Origin of the sequence: Xenorhabdus doucetiae, assembly GCF_000968195.1 — a bacterium.
Lineage (GTDB): Bacteria > Pseudomonadota > Gammaproteobacteria > Enterobacterales > Enterobacteriaceae > Xenorhabdus > Xenorhabdus doucetiae.
Genome location: NZ_FO704550.1, coordinates 3823235 through 3842382, shown reverse-complemented (window position 1 = coordinate 3842382; position 19148 = coordinate 3823235). Strand labels below are relative to the sequence as shown.

The window sequence follows — 19148 nt, the reverse complement described above, 5'->3', positions numbered from 1 at the left end:
AATCCCTATTTGGTTCGCCAAATGCGTTGTTGATAATCCTGAATAGTGCGGTCAGAACTAAAATGACCCATTCGAGCGGTATTGAGCACAGTACTGCGTGTCCAGCTTTCAGTGTCGCGATATCGAGTATCAATTTGCTGATGGGCGTGGCAGTAAGAGGCAAAATCAGCCAGAACTAAATAAGGGTCGCCACCGTCAGTCAGGCTATTTAACAAGAGATCAAAGGCGTGCGTATCTCCGTGGCTGAATTCACCACTGGCGAGGGAGCCAAGGAGATCGTTGAGATGGTGATCTTGTTGCAGGATATTTTGTGGATTGTAGCCGCCGTTGAGTAGGGCTTTAGCCTCTTCCACGGTCTTACCGAAGATAAAGATATGCTCGTTGCCAACGTGTTCGGCGATTTCGACATTCGCACCATCCAGCGTTCCAATAGTTAACGCGCCGTTTAGGGCCAATTTCATATTACCTGTACCGGAGGCTTCTTTGCCCGCAGTAGAGATTTGTTCTGACACATCGGCTGCCGGTATCATCAGTTCCGCTGCGGACACATTGTAATCAGGGATAAACGCGATTTTGATGCGATCACGGACGATTGGGTCATGATTGATCTTGTCGGCAGCATGATTAATGGCGGCGATGATATTTTTTGCCAGATAGTAGCCGGGAGCCGCTTTGGCGCCAAATAAGAAAACACGGGGATGGATATCCAAAGCCGGGTTTTCCTGAATCTGCCGATAAAGTGACAAGATATGGAGCAGGTTCAGATGCTGACGTTTGTACTCATGCAGACGTTTTATCTGGATATCGAAAATCGCATGGGGATCAATCTTGAGTCCCATGACCTTATTGACATAGTTGGACAGGCGAATTTTATTGCCTTGCTTAACGGCGTGATAGGTTTCACGGAAAGCAGGATCGTCGGCGTAAGGTTCGAGTTGTTGCAGGGCAGCAAGATCATTTACCCACTCATGATCTAATGTTTGGTTGATTAATGAAGAAAGTGCGGGGTTACACTGCTTCAACCAGCGGCGTGGGGTGACACCATTGGTCACATTGTGGAATTTGGTTGGCCACAATTGATGATATTCAGGGAACAGGTCTGTCACGATCAAAGAGGAGTGCAGGGCGGCAACCCCGTTGACGGCAAAGCAGGCAACAACACACAGGTTAGCCATTCTGACTTGGTTGTCATAGATAACCGCCAATTTTTCCCAGATTTGCGGGTTATCAGGCCAGGTTTGATCCACGGTTTTTTTAAAGCGTCGGTTGATTTCCTGAATGATGCGGTGATGACGTGGCAGAAGCTCACTCATCAGTTGTTCATCCCAACGTTCTAAGCCCTCTGGCAGCAAGGTATGGTTGGTATAGGCGAACGTTTTTCCCGTAATTTCCCATGCGGTTTCCCAACTTAACTGGTGCTCATCAAGCAGAAGACGCATCATTTCAGGGATCGCGATGGTGGGATGGGTGTCGTTAAGCTGGATAACTTCGTATCGCGCGAGTTCTTCTATTTTTCGCCCTGCTTGTTGGTGGCGGCGCAGAATATCTGCCACGGCACAGGCACACTGAAAATATTGTTGCATCAGGCGCAGGCGTTTACCGGCCTGATGATTATCATTCGGGTAAAGCACTTTGGTCAGGCTGGCAGCGTCAATGCCTTGCTGTTCCGCGTGCAGGAACTGCCCATCATTGAACAGTGACAGGTCAAAGGGGCTATCGTAGGTTGCTTGCCACAGGCGCAGTGGTTGCGTCACGCCATTGTGATAGCCAAGCACAGGTAAATCCCATGCTTCACCAATCAGGGTGAAGGCGGGCGCCCAAGTTTCATAACCCTCGGCCGTGGTCACGATTTCGCCGCCAAAATTGATGCTCACTTTTAATTGTGCGTTGTGGCGAAACCACGGGTAGGACTCGCGTCCCCAATCATCGGGCGCTTCAATTTGTTGGCCCTGTTTAAACGATTGGCGAAAGAGGCCATATTGATAATTGAGGCCATATCCCGTAGCGGGTTGATTAATTGTCGCCATTGAATCGAGGAAACAGGCCGCTAATCTGCCCAATCCACCATTGCCCAAAGCAGGATCCGTTTCTTCTTCCAGCAAGTCACTCAGAACGACGCCATCTTCTGCCAGATAAGACTGAATATCGTTATACCAACCAAGATTCAATAAGTTATTGGCTGTCAGGCGGCCAATCAGAAATTCCATCGAAATATAGTTCACATGACGCTGGTGGTCAGGGAAGGGATTGGCTCGGTTTTGTTGAGTGGATAGGGGAAGTAATTCAGATACGGCCCCGCTAACGGCCTGCCACCACTGATGTGGCGTCATTTCCTGCGCTGAGTTGAGGCCAAAAGATTGCCACTGACGTGTGAGCGCAGCCTGAAATAAGGCTTTATTGAGTTTCGGGTTTTTATCTAATGTGGGTTTTTTATTTAATGTGGATAGTTCCATGACGTCGCATCCTGTCACTCACTGAGGAAAATTGGGGGAATTATTTAAAGGGATATGCTGAAGGTTCGTGGCGAGGGAAACATCATCCCGTGCAAATATTCGCGGGGGAGGAGTATCAGGGCGTAGCAATTTCTTTCGAGCTTTTTCGCAATTTCATTAGAGAAATAGAAAGATTGCAACCCAAGAATGTGACAAGGTGCAATTTAACACAATGAAATTAATCAACTTGTTTGCAAAAAATGGGCGTTTCTCTACATTTGGTGGTCATTGCTTTTATTGATTGCGTGTGAGGGGAGAAAATTAATGCTTATCCCATCGAAACTCAGTCGCCCCCTTCGACTCAATAATATGGTCATGCGGGAGCGCCTGTTAGAAAAGTTCAATGCAATACAGAATTATCGGCTGGTATTGATAACCAGTCCCGCAGGGTACGGTAAAACGACGTTGATGTCACAATGGGCGGCCGATCAGGCGCATTTGGGCTGGTATTCTCTTGATGATAGTGACAATCAGCCAGAGCGTTTTGCCAGCTATTTGATTGCCGCCATTCAGCAGGCAACGCAGGGATATTGTGTGAAAAGTGAGGTACTGGCCCAGAAACACCAATATGCCAATTTACCTGCCCTGTTTGCGCAACTGTTTATTGAGCTTAGCGAATGGCAGCAACCGATTTTTCTGGTCATCGATGATTATCACCTGATTGTCAATGAACTTATTCATGAAGCCATGCGCTTTTTCCTCCGCCATCAACCTGAAAATTTGACCTTAGTGGTTTTATCACGCCACTTGCCCTCGTTGGGCATTGCCAACCTGCGCGTACGTGAACAGTTATTGGAGATTGATAGCCAGCAACTGGCTTTTGATTATCAGGAAACCGAGCGATTTTTCGCCAAGCGATTAATGAGCCCATTGGATGCTGAACACTGTAAACAGTTATGCAATGATGTTGCGGGGTGGGCAACAGCCTTGCAACTGATTGCCCTTTCTGCCCGCCAATCGGGTAATACAACCGAAATGTCAGCCAAGCGCCTTGCGGGGATTAATGCCAGCCATCTTGCGGATTATCTTGTGGATGAGGTGTTAAATCGGGTGGATCAGGCGACGCGGGATTTTTTGCTGCACAGTTCTATTCTGCGTTCCATGAATGACGGGCTGATTGTTTGCCTGACAGGGGAGGAAAATGGTCAGCAGCGTCTGGAAGACATTGAACGTCAGGGGTTGTTTATTCAACGGATGGACGATTCCGGTGAATGGTTCTGCTTTCATCCTTTGTTTGCTTCATTTCTGCGCCAGCGTTGCCAATGGGAAATGGCAGCTAAATTACCTGCATTACATAGGGCCGCCGTGAAAGGCTGGCTGATGCAGGGGTATCCGGGGGAAGCTATCCATCACGCCCTCGCCGCAGGAGATACTATTTTGTTGCGGGATATTTTGCTGCAACATGCCTGGGAGTTGTTTAACCACAGCAAATTATCCCTATTGGGAGAGTGCATGAATGCACTGCCGTATGAACACCTGTTGGAAAGCCCGCGCTTGGTACTGTTGCAAGCGTGGCTGGCACAAAGCCAGCATCGCTACTATGAGGTGAATGCGTTATTGAATCAGGCAGAGCAATCACTGCAACAGAAGCAAATCCCCATTGAGCCGGAGTTGCTGGCAGAGTTTGATGCCCTGCGAGCCCAAGTGGCGATGAATGATGGGCGTCCGGCTGATGCTGATGCGTTGGCGGAAAAGGCGCTGGCGGCGCTTTTGCCTGACAATCAATATGGGCGCATTGTGGCGATGTCAGTGAAAGGGGAAGTCTTGCACTGCAATGGTCAGTTGGCTGAGGCATTGGCATTAATGAAGCAAACGGAGCAACTCGCCCGCCTTTGTCATGTTTATCACTATGCTTTGTGGGCGTTGTTGCAACAAAGTGAAATTTTACTGGCACAAGGTTATTTGCAGGCGGCTTATGATACCCAGACCCATGCTTTTGATTTGATTCGGGAGCAGCATCTGGAGCAGTTACCGATGCATGAGTTTCTGCTGAGAATTCGTTCACAACTTTTGTGGTGTTGGGCCCGCATTGATGAGTCAGAAGAAGCCGCCCGCCTGGGGTTAGATGTGTTGGCTAATTATCAGCCACAACAGCAATTACAATGCCTTACCCAATTGGCGAAATGTTCTTTGGTTCGGGGGGATATTGATAACGCTCGCCGTTATTTGACCCGCTGTGAAAATTTACTGAGTAATGGGCAATATCACCGCGATTGGCGGACGAATACGGACAAGTTGCGGGTCATTATTTGGCAGACTTTGGAAGATAGCAGTTCCTTGGCTCAATGGCTGGCACAGGCAGAACGGCCAGAAAGTTTTTGTAACCACTTCAATCAAAATCAATGGCGAAATATTGCACGAGTCAAAATCTCACTGGGTCAGTATGAGGAAGCGGGATCTATCTTGGAAAAATTGAATGAATATGCAAGAAGACTGGCATTGGTCAGCGACTTGAATCGGAATCTGCTGCTGTGTAATTTGCTTTATTGGCAGCTTGGGCGCAAGGCGCAGGCGCAGGATGTTTTGATGGAAGCCTTGAATTTGGCTAACCAGACAGGGTTTATCAGCCATTTTGTGATTGAGGGTGAGTTGATGGCCTTGCAATTGCGTCAGCTTATCCAACTCAATATCTTGCCTGAGATGGAACAGCACCGGGCTCAACGTATTCTCCGGGAAATCAACCGGCAGCACCGACATAAATTTGCCCATTTTGACGAAACTTTTGTAGAACAACTGCTCACTCATCCTGATGTGCCTGAGCTTATCCGCAATAGTCCACTCACCCAACGTGAATGGCAGGTGTTGGGGCTGATTTATTCTGGTTACAGTAACGATCAAATTGCGGCCGAATTAGATGTTGCTGCGACCACGATCAAAACCCATATCCGTAATTTATATCAGAAAATGGGGATTACCCATCGACAGGATGCTATTCGTCAGGCGCAAAAATTAATGCAAATGATGGGATTGGGGGTTTAGTTATTATTTCTAAATGCGATTTATTTAGCATTTAATATGATTAATGAATATTAATAAACAAATATATGATTTTTCAAATATAAATTAAATTTTAAATTTGCTTAATATTTTTTATGGCATTTGTGTGATCGAAATAAAATTTTAATGTGCTTAATCTAGTCTCATCACAGTAGATATGTTTTTCGTTGTGTATGTAACTCTTTGTTTAATATAACTAATAGTGGTGAGTAATATGGAAGATAGAAACGATCTTGAAAGCATGCTTTCCCGCTTTATTGGTCATGGCCCTTATTTGATTATTGATGGTGAAAAGTATATTGACGCGGCATCAGGCACGTTTAATTTACCGCTCGGCTATACCAATGATCGGATAGCAGAAAAACTCAAACAACAGATTGATAGATGTACCCATTTGAGTTCGGCTTATACACGGGAAATGTCACAATATATTTTGCGTAAATTAGTTAAATATACCCCTGAAGGTGTCGATCGTATCTGGCTGCGCGATGTTTCTGGATCGGGGGCGGTTGAATGTGCTATCCGCATAGCGCAAAAAGCGACAGGGCGCTCAGGCGTGATTTCGCTTTTTCTTGCCCATCATGGACAATCTCTTGCAACCGCTCAGATTTCGGGTAACGCATTCAGAATTAAAGACTTCCATATCAATATTGATGGATCGATAAAAATTCCTACGCCAGCCAGCGTCCTGTCAGGGCAACCACAACCGAGTGAGGAGCAGTTTGTCGATCTGGAGCAGTTTATTCAATTAGGATCGAATGACAATTTTGCATGTCTGATTATTGAACCGATTCAGGGGAATGGCGGAAACACCGTTTTCCCGGTGGCTTTTTACCGCAAGATCAGGGAAATTTGCCGCCAGCATGGCATTATCATTATTGCGGATGAAGTCCAAACCGGTTTTGGCCGTACAGGAACATTCTTCGCATCAACGGGTTATGCCAAAGAACTGGAACCAGATATTATCGTCTTCGCCAAAGGAGCGGGTGGTATGGGCATTCCCACGGGTGGGGTATTAATGCGTCATTCACTGGATATATTGGAATCATTCGAACACTCCAGTACCTCTGGTGCCAATCCGCTCTCACTGGTCGCCCTCAACGAAATCATCGATATTATTGAAGATGATCACGTTTTAGAAAATGTGCAACAAAATGAAGCCTACTTGCGCGAGGGTTTGCTGAAATTACAGCGTCAATATCCAGAGATCACCGGAGTGAGAGGGGTGGGGTATATGTATGGTTTTGACACCCCGACCCCAGATTTTGCCGCACAGGTGATTGCGACTGCCAACCGCCATCACTTGATCGTGCGTGGTTCCCGCTATGGTAAAGGAAGGGCAGTTAAAGTTCGTCCGCCGCTGATTTGTACCCAGGAACATTTGGCAGAAATCCTGCATAAACTGGATCTGACTTTCTCAGAATTAACAACGGTCGCACAGGCGCGCAAGGAGGCGGTATCATGCTAGCACTTAAATATCATCAAACCTGGGATGTTGAAATTCAGCAGGTTGAAGCCTTGTCTTGTATTGAGCCTGACGATGTTGTTGTTGATATTGCCGTGTGTGGGATTTGTGGCACGGATGTGGGCATTATCACGGGGGCTTACCCTGTCGCAATTCCCGGCACCACGTTGGGTCATGAAACCACGGGCGTAGTATCTCAAGTTGGCAGCGGAATGACGCAGTTTCAGGTGGGCGATCGTGTGGTTGTCAACCCGACTTACTTTTGTGGCCATTGCCGGATGTGCCAGACGGGAAGTCCCAACCATTGTGAGAGAAAATTGGGAACGGAAGCCGGCGTTTCCTATGATGGCGCGTTTGCAGGTCAATATTTGGCAAAAGAAAATTTGCTTATCAGGCTGGATGATCATGTCAGTATGGAGGAAGCCTCGCTGACTGAACCACTCAGTTGCACTTTAACCGGGGTGGATAAGCTGGGGATCACGCATACTAATATTCGTGCGGCAGTGGCAGGAGCCGGCCCGATGGGGATGTTGTACATTTGGGCGTTGTATGAGCGGGGCGTGAAAGCCTTTATGGTCGAGAAGAATGAGAACCGGATTCAGTTTGCAAGAAATAATTTGCCACCTGAATGCCCGTTATATTCTGACTTTGATGAAGCACTGATTCAGGAATACGGCAATCCCTCGGCTCGGATTGATTTGTGCGTGGATACGACAGGGCAGTTGACTGAATATATTTTTGACCATCTGGCACCGGGTGGGAAGTTGCTGAATGTTGCCCTGAAAGACAAACATGCCAATTTGGATATCATGAAAATTGCCGATAAAAGTCTTTCGGTGATAGGTTCCATCGATTCGCTGAATAACAGTTTTGAACGTGCCTACGCCATGATCCGCGATGGCGTTATTCCGGTGAAACGTTTTATCAGCCAGATCTTTGATTTCAAGGATTATCAACAGGCTTTTCTGACGGTCGGTTGTGATATTGCATCGAAAACCCAAGTTCCTCTCACGACACCAAACTGTAAGGTATTGATTCGTATTTCTGACCTAAAATAATCAATTGTTTTGAAGGACGGTTTCGATGAACAGATGCCATGTTATTTTTGATATCGACGGCGTTATTGTCGATAGTGAGCAACTGCATTTTGACGTATTGCTTGATGTATTAGGTGAGTTGGGAGAGCGGGCACCAGCTAAAATAAGTGATATCCAACCTCAGCAATTGATTGGGCTAAGTTTGGCGGAAACGTTGGATGAGGTTGGCCTTCCTCCCTCAATGCAGCAAGAGGTTACCGAAAAAATTATTGCCCGTTATCAGGAAAAATTGTCCGCACATTACTTGCGTCCGGGCATTACCGGCCTGATTGCGGCCCTGCAACAAAATGGAATTAATTTTGGGTTTGTGTCCACCGCGCCGCGTGATGTGTGTTTGGCAAATCTGAGTTTATTGGGTCTCCATGCACCTCCTGCCTTGATTTCTGGCGATGATGTGGAGAGAACGAAACCGTTCCCTGATCCGTATTTGGCGATGCTGAAATTGAAGGAGATGGATGTTCAGCAAACGTTGGTGATTGAAGATACTGATTTGGGGATCGCGGCAGCAAAACAGGCAGGTATTCCGTGGGTATATGCTTGGCCTCATGCTTTGTCGGTGGCAGAGCAGTATGGGCAGGCTTCCCGGATTATTGCGAGGTTAACCGATATTCCCCAGTTTTCGGGGATCAATATAGTGTGATGTCTTATTGAAATTCAATATTTGGTGCTTTCCGTCAGAACAGGCGGAAAGCACTGTTTGCAGGAGATAGGATTTAAAGGATAGGGTTTGAAATATCTTGTTTAATGGGTATGGCTTGGAGGAATTAAGTTGTCTGAAGAATATGCAGTCGCTTCAATAAAACCGCCTGTCATGGCAACGCGAATTTCGTTTTTTATTGCGGGATTCAGTATTGCGAGTTGGGCGCCGTTGATCCCATTGGTGAAGGAACGACTTGGGCTGGATGATGGCTCAATGGGGTTGCTGATACTGGTGTTTGGTATTGGCTCTTTCATTATGATGCCAATCGCGGGCATGTTGGCGACCCGCTTTGGCTGCCGGAAGGTTTTTACCCTTTTTGCTCTGTTAGCTGTTTTGATATTACCGGGGCTAAGTGTGCTCTCGACGCCACTGACACTGGCGTGTGCCTTGTTTGTGTTCGGTATGGGCATTGGGGCGACAGACGTGGTGATCAATATCCATGCGGTCAATATTGAGAAAAGAGTCCATCAGCCGATTATGTCGGGCTTTCACGCCTTGTTCAGTTTAGGGGGCATTGCGGGGGCCGGCACGGTCAGCTTATTGTTGTTTTTGGGGATCTCACCGTTACACGTTACCATCGCCGTCGGGGTCTTCGTTATTCTGCTATTATTGCCAACGTGGAATGGCATGTTGGATGACTCTGAAGCCGAGGACACGCCATTTTTTGCTTTGCCTCGCGGGATTGTTATCCTGATTGGCACGCTCTGTTTTGTTGTTTACCTAATGGAAGGCTCCATGCTGGATTGGAGCGGGATCTTGTTAAGTAGTGTGCATAACATGAGCACGCATCAGGCGGGTTTTGGCTATACGCTTTTTGCCATTACCATGACGGCGGGGCGGTTTTTGGGCGATAAGATCATTGCTGCTTGTGGATATCGGCGCGTGTTTTTGGGTAGCGCGATTTTGGCGACGGCGGGTTTTGTTCTGATCTATCTGGCATCCGGCCCGGTTCAGTTGGGAATTTCTTTCCTGATGATCGGGGCGGGGTTATCCAATTTGGCACCGATGTTTTTCACTGCGTCAGGCCAGCAGAAAGTGATGCCCGATGCGCTAGCCGTTTCTGCCGTTTCTACGATGGGATATTCAGGGATTTTGCTTGGGCCGGCCATTATTGGCGGTTTGGCACATCAGGTAACACTGCATGGTGCTTTTGCCTGTATTGCCTTGATTTCCCTTTCATTATTAGCGGGATATGGTTTGATTAATCCTACCAGAAAATAACAGGGTAAATAGTGATGAACTTGCAGCAATGTCATTGGTTGAATGAGCCTGCTTCATGGCGGTGTCAAGGGGATGAGCTTCATGTCACGACGGACAGTAAAACCGATTTCTGGCGTGATACATGGTATGGGTTTCAGCGTCATAGTGGTCATGTATTTGGTGGCTATGTTGATGATTTTGAACTTGAAGACGGTTTTACCTTCCAGTTTTGTATCGAAGGCCAGTTTGAACGGTTATATGATCAGGCGGGTGTGATGTTATTGGTGGATGAGCAACATTGGTTAAAAGCCGGCATTGAACATTCTGATGGGCAGGCCACTATCGGCAGTGTATTGACTAATGGGGGTTCTGACTGGGCGATGGGACTTTTCCCCGGTAATCCCGATAAGTTTTGGCTCCGGTTGACCTACAGTGACGGGGCGATCAGGTTGCAGTATTCCACCGATGGCGTGACGTGGCCGTTACTGAGATTGTCCCCGTTTACGATTGGTCATCATCAGCGTATCTTTGTCGGAGCGATGTGCTGCTCACCAGAGCGAGAAGGGTTACAGGTGAGGTTTTCAGATTTCAGACTAACGTCATCATTGAAAAAACACCTGCATGATTTGAGTTAGTCATTAAATTTCGTTCTCTTTGGCTAACTTAAGCCAAAGAGAAACATGAAATAATGAGAGGTTTTATAAATAGGTTTTCATAATTGTGATACACCCATTTTTCTCATCCCCGGTTTCTGCTGTTGTAAGGAAGCGGTTTCCATGAAGATTTTGACATGGTGAAGCAACTGCCACATAAATTGGCAGCAGTGGTTTCGTGTCACGGTTTCATGCAAGGATTGCCATAGACGTTCAATTTTATTCAACCACGGGGAATAGGACGGTAAAAAGAGAAGGTTAAATTGGGGATTTTTTGCCAGCCAAACCCTGACCTTCCGGCTCTTATGAATGCAATAGTTATCTAAAATTAACGTGATTGTCTTGGCACTGGTATATTGATGATTAATTTCATCTAACAATTTGATAAATAAATCTGAGTTCTTTCTCAAGCCACCGACATACGTGATTTCTTTCGTTTTCGCATTGAGGCAACCCGCAAGGTAGTGTTTTTGGTTCTTTCCGGGGGTAACAACACGCTTTTGCTGTCCTTTGAAGCACCAGTCTGCACCGATTTTCGGGTTAAGGTTGATGTCCACTTCATCCTCATATAAGACAGGATGTTTCCCTGAGGCATTGGATAACGCCTCGCTGATTTTGGCCATTTTTTCATCATACTCAGGGTCAGGTAATTTTAAGGTTGGCGCCGCCCTTCGCCAAACGATGCCCGCCCGACAAAAGTAGCGATAGAGTGTACTTTGAGAGAGCGATATATTCAGTATCTCATTGATTTTAAGTGTAATCAGTTCAAGGCTCCATCGTGAACGGAGATAGCCAAGATGTTGTGGAGAGTGCTGTAATAAGAAAGAAATGACGGAGAGAAGCGGGGCTAAATTCCAGATGGCAGGCCTTCCCGCAGGGAGGCTTTTAAGCCCTTCCAACCCGTATAATGTTAACCAATTTACCCAACGATTAACTGAAGAACGTGAACAGTGAAGCGTTCTGGAAACGTGAGAAACCGTACTCCCTTCATGCAACATCAAGAGCGCGGTGAGGCGACGTGCATAGTTCTTATCCCGGGTTTTCTGGATAGCTTTTTTCATTTGACGTCGTTCATTTCGGGGTATTGATGTTATGATTGGCATGACTCAGTCCATTTTGGGATTTGTTTTGATTTGGCGATTAATCAGATCGCGAAAATCGGACTGAGTTCCCTTCAAGTGATCTACTATTTTGAAAACCTATTTATATGTAATCAATCAATTAAATTATATTTTCCAATTCCTGTAGTTTTTTTATTTTCCAGTCAGAAGCATCCCAATAGGAATAATCATATTCAATCTTATTCGGTATAACTACGCATTTCATCGAAGCGGCTTTAACTGAAATCATGCCGATTTTGGAATCTTCTATTCCTAGGCATTCTTTAGGTGAAACATTTAGTTTTTCAGCGGCATTGAGATAAACCATTGGGTGTGGTTTATTATATGGCATATCTGCTGCTGAAGATATATAGTCAAAATAATCAGCGATACCACATTGTTCGACTATTTTTAATAAAAAGGGTAATGGCGAAGCAGAGGCAATTCCAATTTTAATATCTTTCTTGACTAATAGTTCTAAACATTCAACCACACCATCCATCAGTGGTTTTTCTGTAAGAATTAATTCAACCCCTTTATTGAAAAAATCTTTTTCAATTTTAGATTTATCTAAGTCATTTTTATTATAAAGTTGACATGCTCTATCTATCATGCCTGATACAGGTATCCCTATCATTTTAAGCATTTCATCATAAGTGATGGGAACACCATAATGATTTAAAATTAGCATGCCTGATTTTTTCCATAATGGTTCAGAGTCTATCAATACACCATCCATATCGAAAATAACTGCTTTCATCATTACCCTCTTTATTTACGCAAGGTTATGCTTATGATTCCATCTTGGATATTTTCATCTAAATCAGTGTGATTATACGCCAAACTTGATAATTATTAAGAAATTTAATTCGTTATTTCGAACGTAAATAGGTTTGCATAATAGAGAGAGCTTGCAACCTTATCCTGCGCGTGGTGCGGGATAAGATTGACTTCTATTATTTTGAAACACTATTTAATCACGGAGTTTATTATAGTGATATGGATCACAATTGAACAAAATTATAATTTGTCAAAATCCAGATAAGATTGACGCATTTTCTGCTACAGTGATCAACAAAATAAGTATGCTGCGGAGGTGATATGCGTCAGAGAATGATTGTTTGTCCCATCATTCAAAATAATGGGGAATACCTGCTTTGTAAAATGGCTTCTGATCGCGGTGTATTTCCGGGTCAGTGGGCGCTGTCCGGCGGAGGAATGGAACCCGGCGAAACGATGGAAGAGGCACTGAGACGAGAGATCAGGGAAGAACTGGGTGAAGCCCTGGAAATAACAGAGGTGAAACCTTGGGCTTTTCGTGATGATGTCCGGGTTAAAACGTATTCGGATGGCACCACCGAAGAAATTTACATGATTTACCTCATCTTTGATTGTCTCAGTGCTAACCGAGACATTACGTTCAACGAGGAATTTCAGGAAATTGCTTGGGTGTCATCTGAAGCCATGAAAGACATGGATTTGAATGAAGCGACACGGGTTACCTTTACCAAGAAAGGGGTAATCTGACAAATTCTGTCAAATCATCCCTGTCATAGTGTGCACTTTAAGCTCTATCGACCCAAATAGTGATCCCAATCCTTCCAGACGGGTTGCAAGCCGGATTTGATTAGGGCTTCGGCGACCTGAAAAACCGGGCGATTATCGTGGGGCACGAATTGTTCCAGCTCGTGATGTCCATCCGCATAACCGCCGGGTTGGGTTTTTGAACCGGCACTGATGTTGTTGATAGCGAGCGGGACAACGTGATCACGGAAGAACGGGGATTCACGGGTGGAAAGGGAAAGCTCGACATCCGGTGCCAGCAGGCGGAATGCACAAATCAGTTGTACCAGTTCGGCTTCATTCATTAAAGAAGCCGGTTCTATACCGCCGGCACAGGGGCGCAGGCGCGGAAAAGAGATGGAGTAACGACTCTTCCAGAACTGTTTTTGCAGGAAAAAGAGGTGTTCAGCCACCATATAACAATCGGTGCGCCAATGGTGGGACAGCCCAATTAAAGCGCCTAGCCCAATCTTGTCAATGCCCGCTCGCCCAAGGCGCTCCGGTGTTTCCAGCCGCCAGTGGAAATCCTGCTTTTTGCCTTTCAAATGATGCAGTTGATAACTGGGTTGATGGTAGGTTTCCTGATAGACCATCACACCATCCAATCCCAGTGTTTTCAGTTCAGCGTATTCTTCTTGCGCCAGTGGCTGGACTTCCATTGAAACCGAACTGAAATGGCGGTGGATCAGGGGAAGACAGCGACGAAAATAGTCCATGCCGACTTTGTTTTGGTGTTCCCCGGTGACCAGCAAAATATGCTCAAACCCCCGTTTTTTCAGCGCGAGACATTCGGCTTCAATCTCCTGTTCATTGAGCGTCTTGCGCTTAATGTGATTACTCATGGAGAAACCACAATAAGTACAATCGTTGGCACACAGATTGGAAAGGTAGAGTGGGATAAAAAATCCCACCGTATTGCCAAAACGCTGGCGAGTGAGCTGGTGTGCACGTTGGGCGAGTGGCTCAAGATAAGGCAGTGCAGCAGGGGAGAGCAGGGCCATAAAGTCATCCAGCGTCAAGCGATCGCGGTTGAGTGCGTGTTCAATGTCCTGTGATGTCTTGCTGTTGATGCGCAGTGTGATGTCATCCCAATCCAGTTGTTGCCAGCGCTGGCGAAATGTGCGGTTTGGTGTCGTGTTTGTCATAGCACCCCCAGAAAATCGGTCAGCGGGCTGGACGCCTCAGCATAGGATTTGGGGCTTGCCACGCCCGCTTGATGGGAAAGTTCGCCGGCTTCAATGGCGGTTTTGAATGCCTGAGCCATTTTCACCGGATTGCGGGCAACGGCGATGGCGGTATTGACCAGCACCGCATCCGCACCCATTTCGATGGCTGCCAGCGCATGGCTGGGTGCGCCGATCCCGGCATCCACTACCACGGGCACGTTGGCTTGCTCGATGATGATTTGCAGAAAATCACGTGTCAGTAACCCCTTATTGGAGCCGATGGGCGCCCCCAATGGCATCACCGCAGCACAGCCGACCTCTTCCAACCGGCGGCACAGGACAGGATCAGCGCCACAATAGGGCAGAACAATAAATCCCTCTTTGACCAGTTGTTCTGCGCCCTTCAATGTCTCAACGGGATCGGGCAGCAGGTATTTGACATCGGGATGGATCTCTAACTTAATCCAGTTCGTCCCTAACGCTTCCCGTGCGAGGTGAGCGGCGAAGATGGCTTCCTCTGCGGTTTTGGCCCCGGACGTATTGGGCAGTAGTTTGACGCCCAACTGTTGCAGGGGGGCGAGAATCCCATCGTCATGGCCGTGAAGATCGAGGCGTTTCATTGCCATGGTGACCAGTTGGCTGCCGGAAGCGCGGATCGCATCAATCATTAATCCGGCATGGGCAAATTTGCCTGTTCCTGTAAACAGGCGGGATTGGAAGGTAACATCTGCAATTTTCAACATAAAATTAACCTCCTGCAATCGCCTGAAACAGCAAAATCGTATCCCCGTCATTAATCTGATGGGTATGCCACTCTGAGCGCGGGATAATGGTTTGATTAATAGCCAAAGCCGTGCCTGACTGAGTGTGTTCTATGTGTTCCAGCCATTGTTGCACGGTCATGGGCGCACTCAATGCCATGGGTTGATCGTTGACGATAATGTTCATGCGACCTCTCTTCCTGACCGTTTTTTATCGGGTTGTCTGATAACGCCACAAACGGGGCACTGCGGGGAACGGGCAAGCTGTAAGGTGCTCCAGCTTTGTTGTCTGCCATCAAACAACCGGAGTTTGCCGTTTAAGGAAGAAGGAAGACCCGCCAGCATTTTTATGGCTTCCAAGGATTGCAATGTCCCGATCACCCCAACGATAGGGCCTAAGATCCCGGCGGTCCGGCAATTGCGCTGAGGTTCTTCCTGATGGGGATAGAGACAAGCATAGCAACCGTGTTGGTAAGGGGGAGTCAAGACCAGCAATTGCCCACTAAAGCCGACGGCACTGCCGCTGATCAGGGGTTTGTTTTCGGCAATACAGGCGGCATTGATGGCATGGCGGGTTGCCATATTATCGCAGCAATCCAGCACCAGATCGACTTGACTGATAACATCCATCAACGACTCACGATCTTGCCGCGCAGTTAGCACCGTGATATTGATTTGCGGGTTCAGTTCAACCAATTGTTTTGCCGCTAATTGGGCTTTGTTGGCCGGAATATCGCGGGTGCGATAGAGGATCTGGCGTTGCAGGTTTGAGATATGCAACTCGTCATCATCGGCCAGATACAGGTTTCCCACCCCTGCCGCCGCGAGATAAAGCGCTGCCGGTGAGCCTAATCCGCCAAGGCCGATAATCAGCACCTTGCCGGCTTTTAATTTCTCCTGCCCTTCGGGGCCAATATCTTCCAGCAGTAATTGGCGGCTGTAACGCATAAATTCCTGATCGTTTAACATAAAAGCCCCCGATCCTGTTCTTCAGCGATTTTTCCTTCAGCTATTTTCCCTTCAACCAAATAAAGTAATCTGGCCGTTGCCTGTCGCCAGTCTTGCGCTTGTGTAATCGCACTGACCAGTGCCACGCCACCCACGCCCGTTGCCACCACATCCGGCACCCGCTCCAGCGAAATGCCGCCAATGGCGACGGTGGGATATTCCGCTGTGCTCGCCACTTGCTGTTTCAGGGCGTCAAGCCCCTGTGGTGATGAGGGCATTTTTTTCGTGGTGGTGGGGAAAATATGCCCAAGTGCGATATAAGAGGGGCGCAGGGATTTTGCCCGCGCTAACTCTACTTGATCATGGGTAGAAATGCCCAGCCGCAATCCGGCCTGTTGGATGGCATTGAGATCGGCGCTAGCCAGATCTTCCTGCCCCAAATGAACGCCGTAGGCTTGGTGCTTGATCGCCAGACGCCAATAATCGTTGATGAACACGCGGGCGTGATATTGGCGGCCGAGGGCAATGGCGGACTGAATCTCCTTCTCGACCTGTTCGTCCGTTTGGTCTTTGATGCGCAGTTGCAGGGTGCGGACACCGGCTTCCAGTAACCGCTCAATCCATGTCAGGGAGTCCACCACCGGATAAAGCCCCAACCGATGTTCTGTCGGGGCAAAAGGGGCGGGGAGGCACATTGAGATGTCAGGCTGATTTTTCATGCGCCACCTCCTCTGCACTGTGATAAAGCTCGCTGCCATGGGAACGAAAGGCTTCTGACATCTGTTCCATGCCCGCTTCCTGCTCCAGTTTGGCCGCGTAGTCACGCACATCTTGGGTAATTTTCATTGAGCAGAATTTTGGCCCGCACATGGAACAGAAGTGGGCGACTTTGCCGGATTCCTGCGGTAAGGCCTCATCGTGATAAGCGCGGGCGGTGTCAGGATCAAGCGCCAGATTGAATTGATCTTCCCAACGGAATTCAAAACGTGCTTTCGACATGGCATTGTCACGGATTTGTGCACCGGGATGGCCTTTGGCCAGATCAGCCGCATGGGCCGCGATTTTGTAAGTGATCAGCCCTTGTTTGACATCTTCTTTATTCGGCAAACCAAGGTGCTCTTTCGGGGTGACATAACAGAGCATGGCACAGCCAAACCAGCCAATCATGGCAGCGCCGATGCCGGAGGTGAAATGGTCATAACCCGGCGCGATATCGGTCGTCAGTGGCCCTAAGGTATAAAAGGGGGCTTCGTGGCAATGTTCCAGTTCTTCGGTCATATTGCGGCGGATAAGCTGCATGGGGATATGCCCCGGCCCTTCGATCATGACTTGGACATCGTATTCCCATGCGATTTGGGTCAGTTCACCGAGCGTATGCAGTTCGGCAAATTGCGCTTCGTCATTGGCATCCTGAATGGAGCCGGGACGCAATCCATCCCCCAAAGAGAGGGAAACGTCATAGGCGGCACAAAGTTCACAGATTTCGCGGAAATGCGTGTAGAGGAAATTTTCCTGATGATGGGACAGGCACCATTTCGCCATAATTGAGCCACCACGGGAGACAATGCCGGTCAGACGCCTGGCGGTCATCGGCACGTAACGCAGCAGCACGCCGGCATGGATCGTGAAATAATCCACCCCTTGCTCGGCCTGTTCCAGCAAAGTATCGCGGAACATCTCCCAAGTCAGGTTTTCCGCGATGCCGTTCACTTTTTCCAGCGCTTGATAGATCGGTACGGTGCCAATGGGAACCGGGCTGTTGCGCAGTATCCATTCGCGGGTTTCGTGAATGTAACGTCCGGTGGAGAGATCCATCACGGTATCTGCGCCCCAGCGGGTAGACCAAATTAATTTTTCCACCTCTTCTTCAATGGACGACGTCACGGAGGAGTTACCGATATTGGCATTCACTTTCACCAAGAAATTGCGGCCAATAATCATCGGCTCGGATTCAGGATGATTAATGTTGGCGGGAATAATCGCGCGACCGGCGGCAACTTCTTGGCGGACAAATTCGGGGGTGATGTTTTCCGGTAAGTTGGCACCAAAATTTTGCCCGGCATGTTGCTGGCGCAAGACGTCACTGCGAATGCGCTCGCGTCCCATATTTTCACGCAGGGCGATAAATTCCATTTCCGGTGTGATGATCCCCTGGCGCGCATAGTGCAATTGGGTCACACACTTGTCCGGTTTAGCGCTCAATGGATGTGGGCGATGATGAAAGCGCAGGTGATCCAATCCGGCATCGGCAAGGCGTTGTTGGGTGAAATCGGAACTGAGGACGGAAACCGGTTCAGTATCATTGCGCTCATCAATCCACGGTTGGCGAAGTTTATGTAAGCCTTTTGTGACATCCAGTACGGCAGCCGGATCACCATAAGGGCCGGACGTGTCATAAACGGGAACAGGCTCGTTTTCTGCAAATTGGGGCTGCTCTTTTGTGCCGCCCGTTAATGTGGGAGAAAGTTGGATCTCACGTAGGGGAACCTGAATATCTTGACGTGAACCTTCAAGGTAAATGCGTTTTGAGTTGGGAAAAGTGACGCCTTGGATGGTGTTGATAAACGCTTGTGCGGCATCTCTCTGGGCCTTGCGCGGCCTGGCTGGATGCGCTTTTGGTGAAATATCCGCCGTTGGAATCATGGCATTGGAAATAACGATATCGTTGGACTTAGACATAGCAAATTCCTGACTGTGTTATCGCCTGTCGCATAGTTGATCAGGCTTAAGTTGAGAAAATTGCTTGTCTGGAGCTCGCAGGGAGTAATAGTTGGTGCTGGCGGGTATTTTACTGATACTGGCAGCGGGGTGATTACTCTTGTTCCCTTCGCGGGTATTAGCCCGATCAGGTTCTGCGGATCCCGAATAAACGGTCTCAGCCTGTGTTCATCGTGATATACGTTGAACGCTAGGCACTCCGACAAGAAAAAACACCCCAAAGTATAAAGGGGATTATGAAAACTACAACCTAAAACTGCTTTTGGGACAGGGTATTTTGCAGACGAA

16 protein-coding genes and 1 riboswitch are annotated in these 19148 nt (G+C 47.8%); of the genes, 7 read left to right on the top strand and 9 right to left on the bottom strand.

Annotated elements, in window-relative coordinates; translation table 11 throughout:
* Nucleotides 1-5: 5 nt before the first annotated feature.
* Nucleotides 6-2453, bottom strand: a complete 2448-nt coding sequence (gene malP / locus XDD1_RS16785) for a maltodextrin phosphorylase (protein ID WP_045972965.1) — start codon at nucleotides 2451-2453, stop codon at nucleotides 6-8.
* A 303-nt stretch (nucleotides 2454-2756) separates the two neighbouring features.
* On the opposite strand from malP, the gene malT reads away from it, so the two are divergent.
* The 6 genes from malT to XDD1_RS16755 all read left to right on the top strand — a co-directional run bounded on the left by malT (nucleotide 2757) and on the right by XDD1_RS16755 (nucleotide 10586).
* Nucleotides 2757-5471, top strand: coding sequence for an HTH-type transcriptional regulator MalT (gene malT / locus XDD1_RS16780; protein ID WP_045972963.1), 2715 nt, complete (start codon nucleotides 2757-2759; stop codon nucleotides 5469-5471).
* Between the two features lie 232 nt (nucleotides 5472-5703).
* Complete coding sequence (locus tag XDD1_RS16775) at nucleotides 5704-6957, top strand: class-III pyridoxal-phosphate-dependent aminotransferase (protein WP_045972961.1); 1254 nt, start codon at nucleotides 5704-5706, stop codon at nucleotides 6955-6957.
* Nucleotides 6951-8012: a zinc-dependent alcohol dehydrogenase gene (locus XDD1_RS16770; protein ID WP_045972959.1), complete on the top strand. Its 1062-nt coding sequence runs from the start codon at nucleotides 6951-6953 to the stop codon at nucleotides 8010-8012. Before XDD1_RS16775 ends, XDD1_RS16770 begins: the two co-directional genes overlap by 7 nt.
* 25 nt (nucleotides 8013-8037) lie before the next feature.
* Nucleotides 8038-8691 carry an HAD family hydrolase gene (locus XDD1_RS16765; protein WP_045972957.1) on the top strand — a complete coding sequence of 218 codons (654 nt, stop codon included), beginning with the start codon at nucleotides 8038-8040 and terminating at the stop codon, nucleotides 8689-8691.
* A 171-nt stretch (nucleotides 8692-8862) separates the two neighbouring features.
* Nucleotides 8863-9972 carry an MFS transporter gene (locus XDD1_RS16760; protein ID WP_197541045.1) on the top strand — a complete coding sequence of 370 codons (1110 nt, stop codon included), beginning with the start codon at nucleotides 8863-8865 and terminating at the stop codon, nucleotides 9970-9972.
* A 14-nt stretch (nucleotides 9973-9986) separates the two neighbouring features.
* Nucleotides 9987-10586 carry a DUF1349 domain-containing protein gene (locus XDD1_RS16755; RefSeq protein WP_045972953.1) on the top strand — a complete coding sequence of 200 codons (600 nt, stop codon included), beginning with the start codon at nucleotides 9987-9989 and terminating at the stop codon, nucleotides 10584-10586.
* Between the two features lie 77 nt (nucleotides 10587-10663).
* Here XDD1_RS16755 and XDD1_RS16750 read toward each other — a convergent pair whose 3' ends face one another.
* Together XDD1_RS16750 and hxpB are read right to left on the bottom strand one after the other, a co-directional pair.
* Nucleotides 10664-11707 carry an IS630 family transposase gene (locus tag XDD1_RS16750; protein WP_045970488.1) on the bottom strand — a complete coding sequence of 348 codons (1044 nt, stop codon included), beginning with the start codon at nucleotides 11705-11707 and terminating at the stop codon, nucleotides 10664-10666.
* 118 nt (nucleotides 11708-11825) lie between these two features.
* Nucleotides 11826-12467, bottom strand: a complete 642-nt coding sequence (gene hxpB, locus XDD1_RS16745; protein ID WP_045972951.1) for a hexitol phosphatase HxpB — start codon at nucleotides 12465-12467, stop codon at nucleotides 11826-11828.
* 338 nt (nucleotides 12468-12805) lie between these two features.
* Here hxpB and nudI point away from each other — a divergent pair, with 338 nt between their 5' ends.
* A complete protein-coding gene (gene nudI, locus XDD1_RS16740; RefSeq protein WP_045972949.1) occupies nucleotides 12806-13231 on the top strand; it encodes a nucleoside triphosphatase NudI in 426 nt (141 codons plus the stop codon).
* Between the two features lie 44 nt (nucleotides 13232-13275).
* On the opposite strand, the gene thiH is transcribed toward nudI, so the two are convergent.
* From thiH to thiC, 6 genes are read right to left on the bottom strand one after another with little or no spacing between them, the layout of a single operon-like run.
* Entirely contained in the window at nucleotides 13276-14412 is a 1137-nt protein-coding gene (thiH, locus tag XDD1_RS16735; RefSeq protein ID WP_045972947.1) for a 2-iminoacetate synthase ThiH, read from the bottom strand.
* On the bottom strand, nucleotides 14409-15176 hold the full coding sequence (locus XDD1_RS16730) for a thiazole synthase (RefSeq protein WP_045972945.1): 768 nt from the start codon (nucleotides 15174-15176) through the stop codon (nucleotides 14409-14411). Before XDD1_RS16730 ends, thiH begins: the two co-directional genes overlap by 4 nt.
* Before the next feature lie 4 nt (nucleotides 15177-15180).
* The gene (gene thiS / locus XDD1_RS16725) at nucleotides 15181-15381 is read right to left on the bottom strand and encodes a sulfur carrier protein ThiS (RefSeq protein WP_045972944.1); all 201 of its coding nucleotides are present in this window, start codon (nucleotides 15379-15381) and stop codon (nucleotides 15181-15183) included.
* Nucleotides 15378-16163 (bottom strand): HesA/MoeB/ThiF family protein, encoded by a 786-nt coding sequence (locus XDD1_RS16720; RefSeq protein WP_045972942.1) that lies wholly within the window; start codon nucleotides 16161-16163, stop codon nucleotides 15378-15380. The genes thiS and XDD1_RS16720 overlap by 4 nt, the downstream gene beginning before the upstream one ends.
* On the bottom strand, nucleotides 16157-16861 hold the full coding sequence (thiE, locus tag XDD1_RS16715; RefSeq protein ID WP_045972940.1) for a thiamine phosphate synthase: 705 nt from the start codon (nucleotides 16859-16861) through the stop codon (nucleotides 16157-16159). Before thiE ends, XDD1_RS16720 begins: the two co-directional genes overlap by 7 nt.
* Nucleotides 16845-18821 carry a phosphomethylpyrimidine synthase ThiC gene (gene thiC, locus XDD1_RS16710; protein WP_045972939.1) on the bottom strand — a complete coding sequence of 659 codons (1977 nt, stop codon included), beginning with the start codon at nucleotides 18819-18821 and terminating at the stop codon, nucleotides 16845-16847. The genes thiE and thiC overlap by 17 nt, the downstream gene beginning before the upstream one ends.
* A 126-nt stretch (nucleotides 18822-18947) precedes the next feature.
* Nucleotides 18948-19072: riboswitch (TPP riboswitch) on the bottom strand.
* Between the last annotated feature and the right edge of the window lie 76 nt (nucleotides 19073-19148).

Coding starts and splice junctions, on each gene's coding strand:
- XDD1_RS16765 (WP_045972957.1), top strand. CDS start 8,038: ATGAACAGATGCCATGTTATTTTTGATATCGACGGCGTTATTGTCGAT.
- nudI (WP_045972949.1), top strand. CDS start 12,806: ATGCGTCAGAGAATGATTGTTTGTCCCATCATTCAAAATAATGGGGAA.
- thiH (WP_045972947.1), bottom strand. CDS start 14,412: ATGACAAACACGACACCAAACCGCACATTTCGCCAGCGCTGGCAACAA.
- thiE (WP_045972940.1), bottom strand. CDS start 16,861: ATGAAAAATCAGCCTGACATCTCAATGTGCCTCCCCGCCCCTTTTGCC.
- XDD1_RS16750 (WP_045970488.1), bottom strand. CDS start 11,707: ATGCCAATCATAACATCAATACCCCGAAATGAACGACGTCAAATGAAA.
- hxpB (WP_045972951.1), bottom strand. CDS start 12,467: ATGATGAAAGCAGTTATTTTCGATATGGATGGTGTATTGATAGACTCT.
- XDD1_RS16720 (WP_045972942.1), bottom strand. CDS start 16,163: ATGTTAAACGATCAGGAATTTATGCGTTACAGCCGCCAATTACTGCTG.
- XDD1_RS16770 (WP_045972959.1), top strand. CDS start 6,951: ATGCTAGCACTTAAATATCATCAAACCTGGGATGTTGAAATTCAGCAG.
- XDD1_RS16755 (WP_045972953.1), top strand. CDS start 9,987: ATGAACTTGCAGCAATGTCATTGGTTGAATGAGCCTGCTTCATGGCGG.
- thiS (WP_045972944.1), bottom strand. CDS start 15,381: ATGAACATTATCGTCAACGATCAACCCATGGCATTGAGTGCGCCCATG.
- XDD1_RS16730 (WP_045972945.1), bottom strand. CDS start 15,176: ATGTTGAAAATTGCAGATGTTACCTTCCAATCCCGCCTGTTTACAGGA.
- thiC (WP_045972939.1), bottom strand. CDS start 18,821: ATGTCTAAGTCCAACGATATCGTTATTTCCAATGCCATGATTCCAACG.
- malT (WP_045972963.1), top strand. CDS start 2,757: ATGCTTATCCCATCGAAACTCAGTCGCCCCCTTCGACTCAATAATATG.
- XDD1_RS16760 (WP_197541045.1), top strand. CDS start 8,863: ATGGCAACGCGAATTTCGTTTTTTATTGCGGGATTCAGTATTGCGAGT.
- malP (WP_045972965.1), bottom strand. CDS start 2,453: ATGGAACTATCCACATTAAATAAAAAACCCACATTAGATAAAAACCCG.
- XDD1_RS16775 (WP_045972961.1), top strand. CDS start 5,704: ATGGAAGATAGAAACGATCTTGAAAGCATGCTTTCCCGCTTTATTGGT.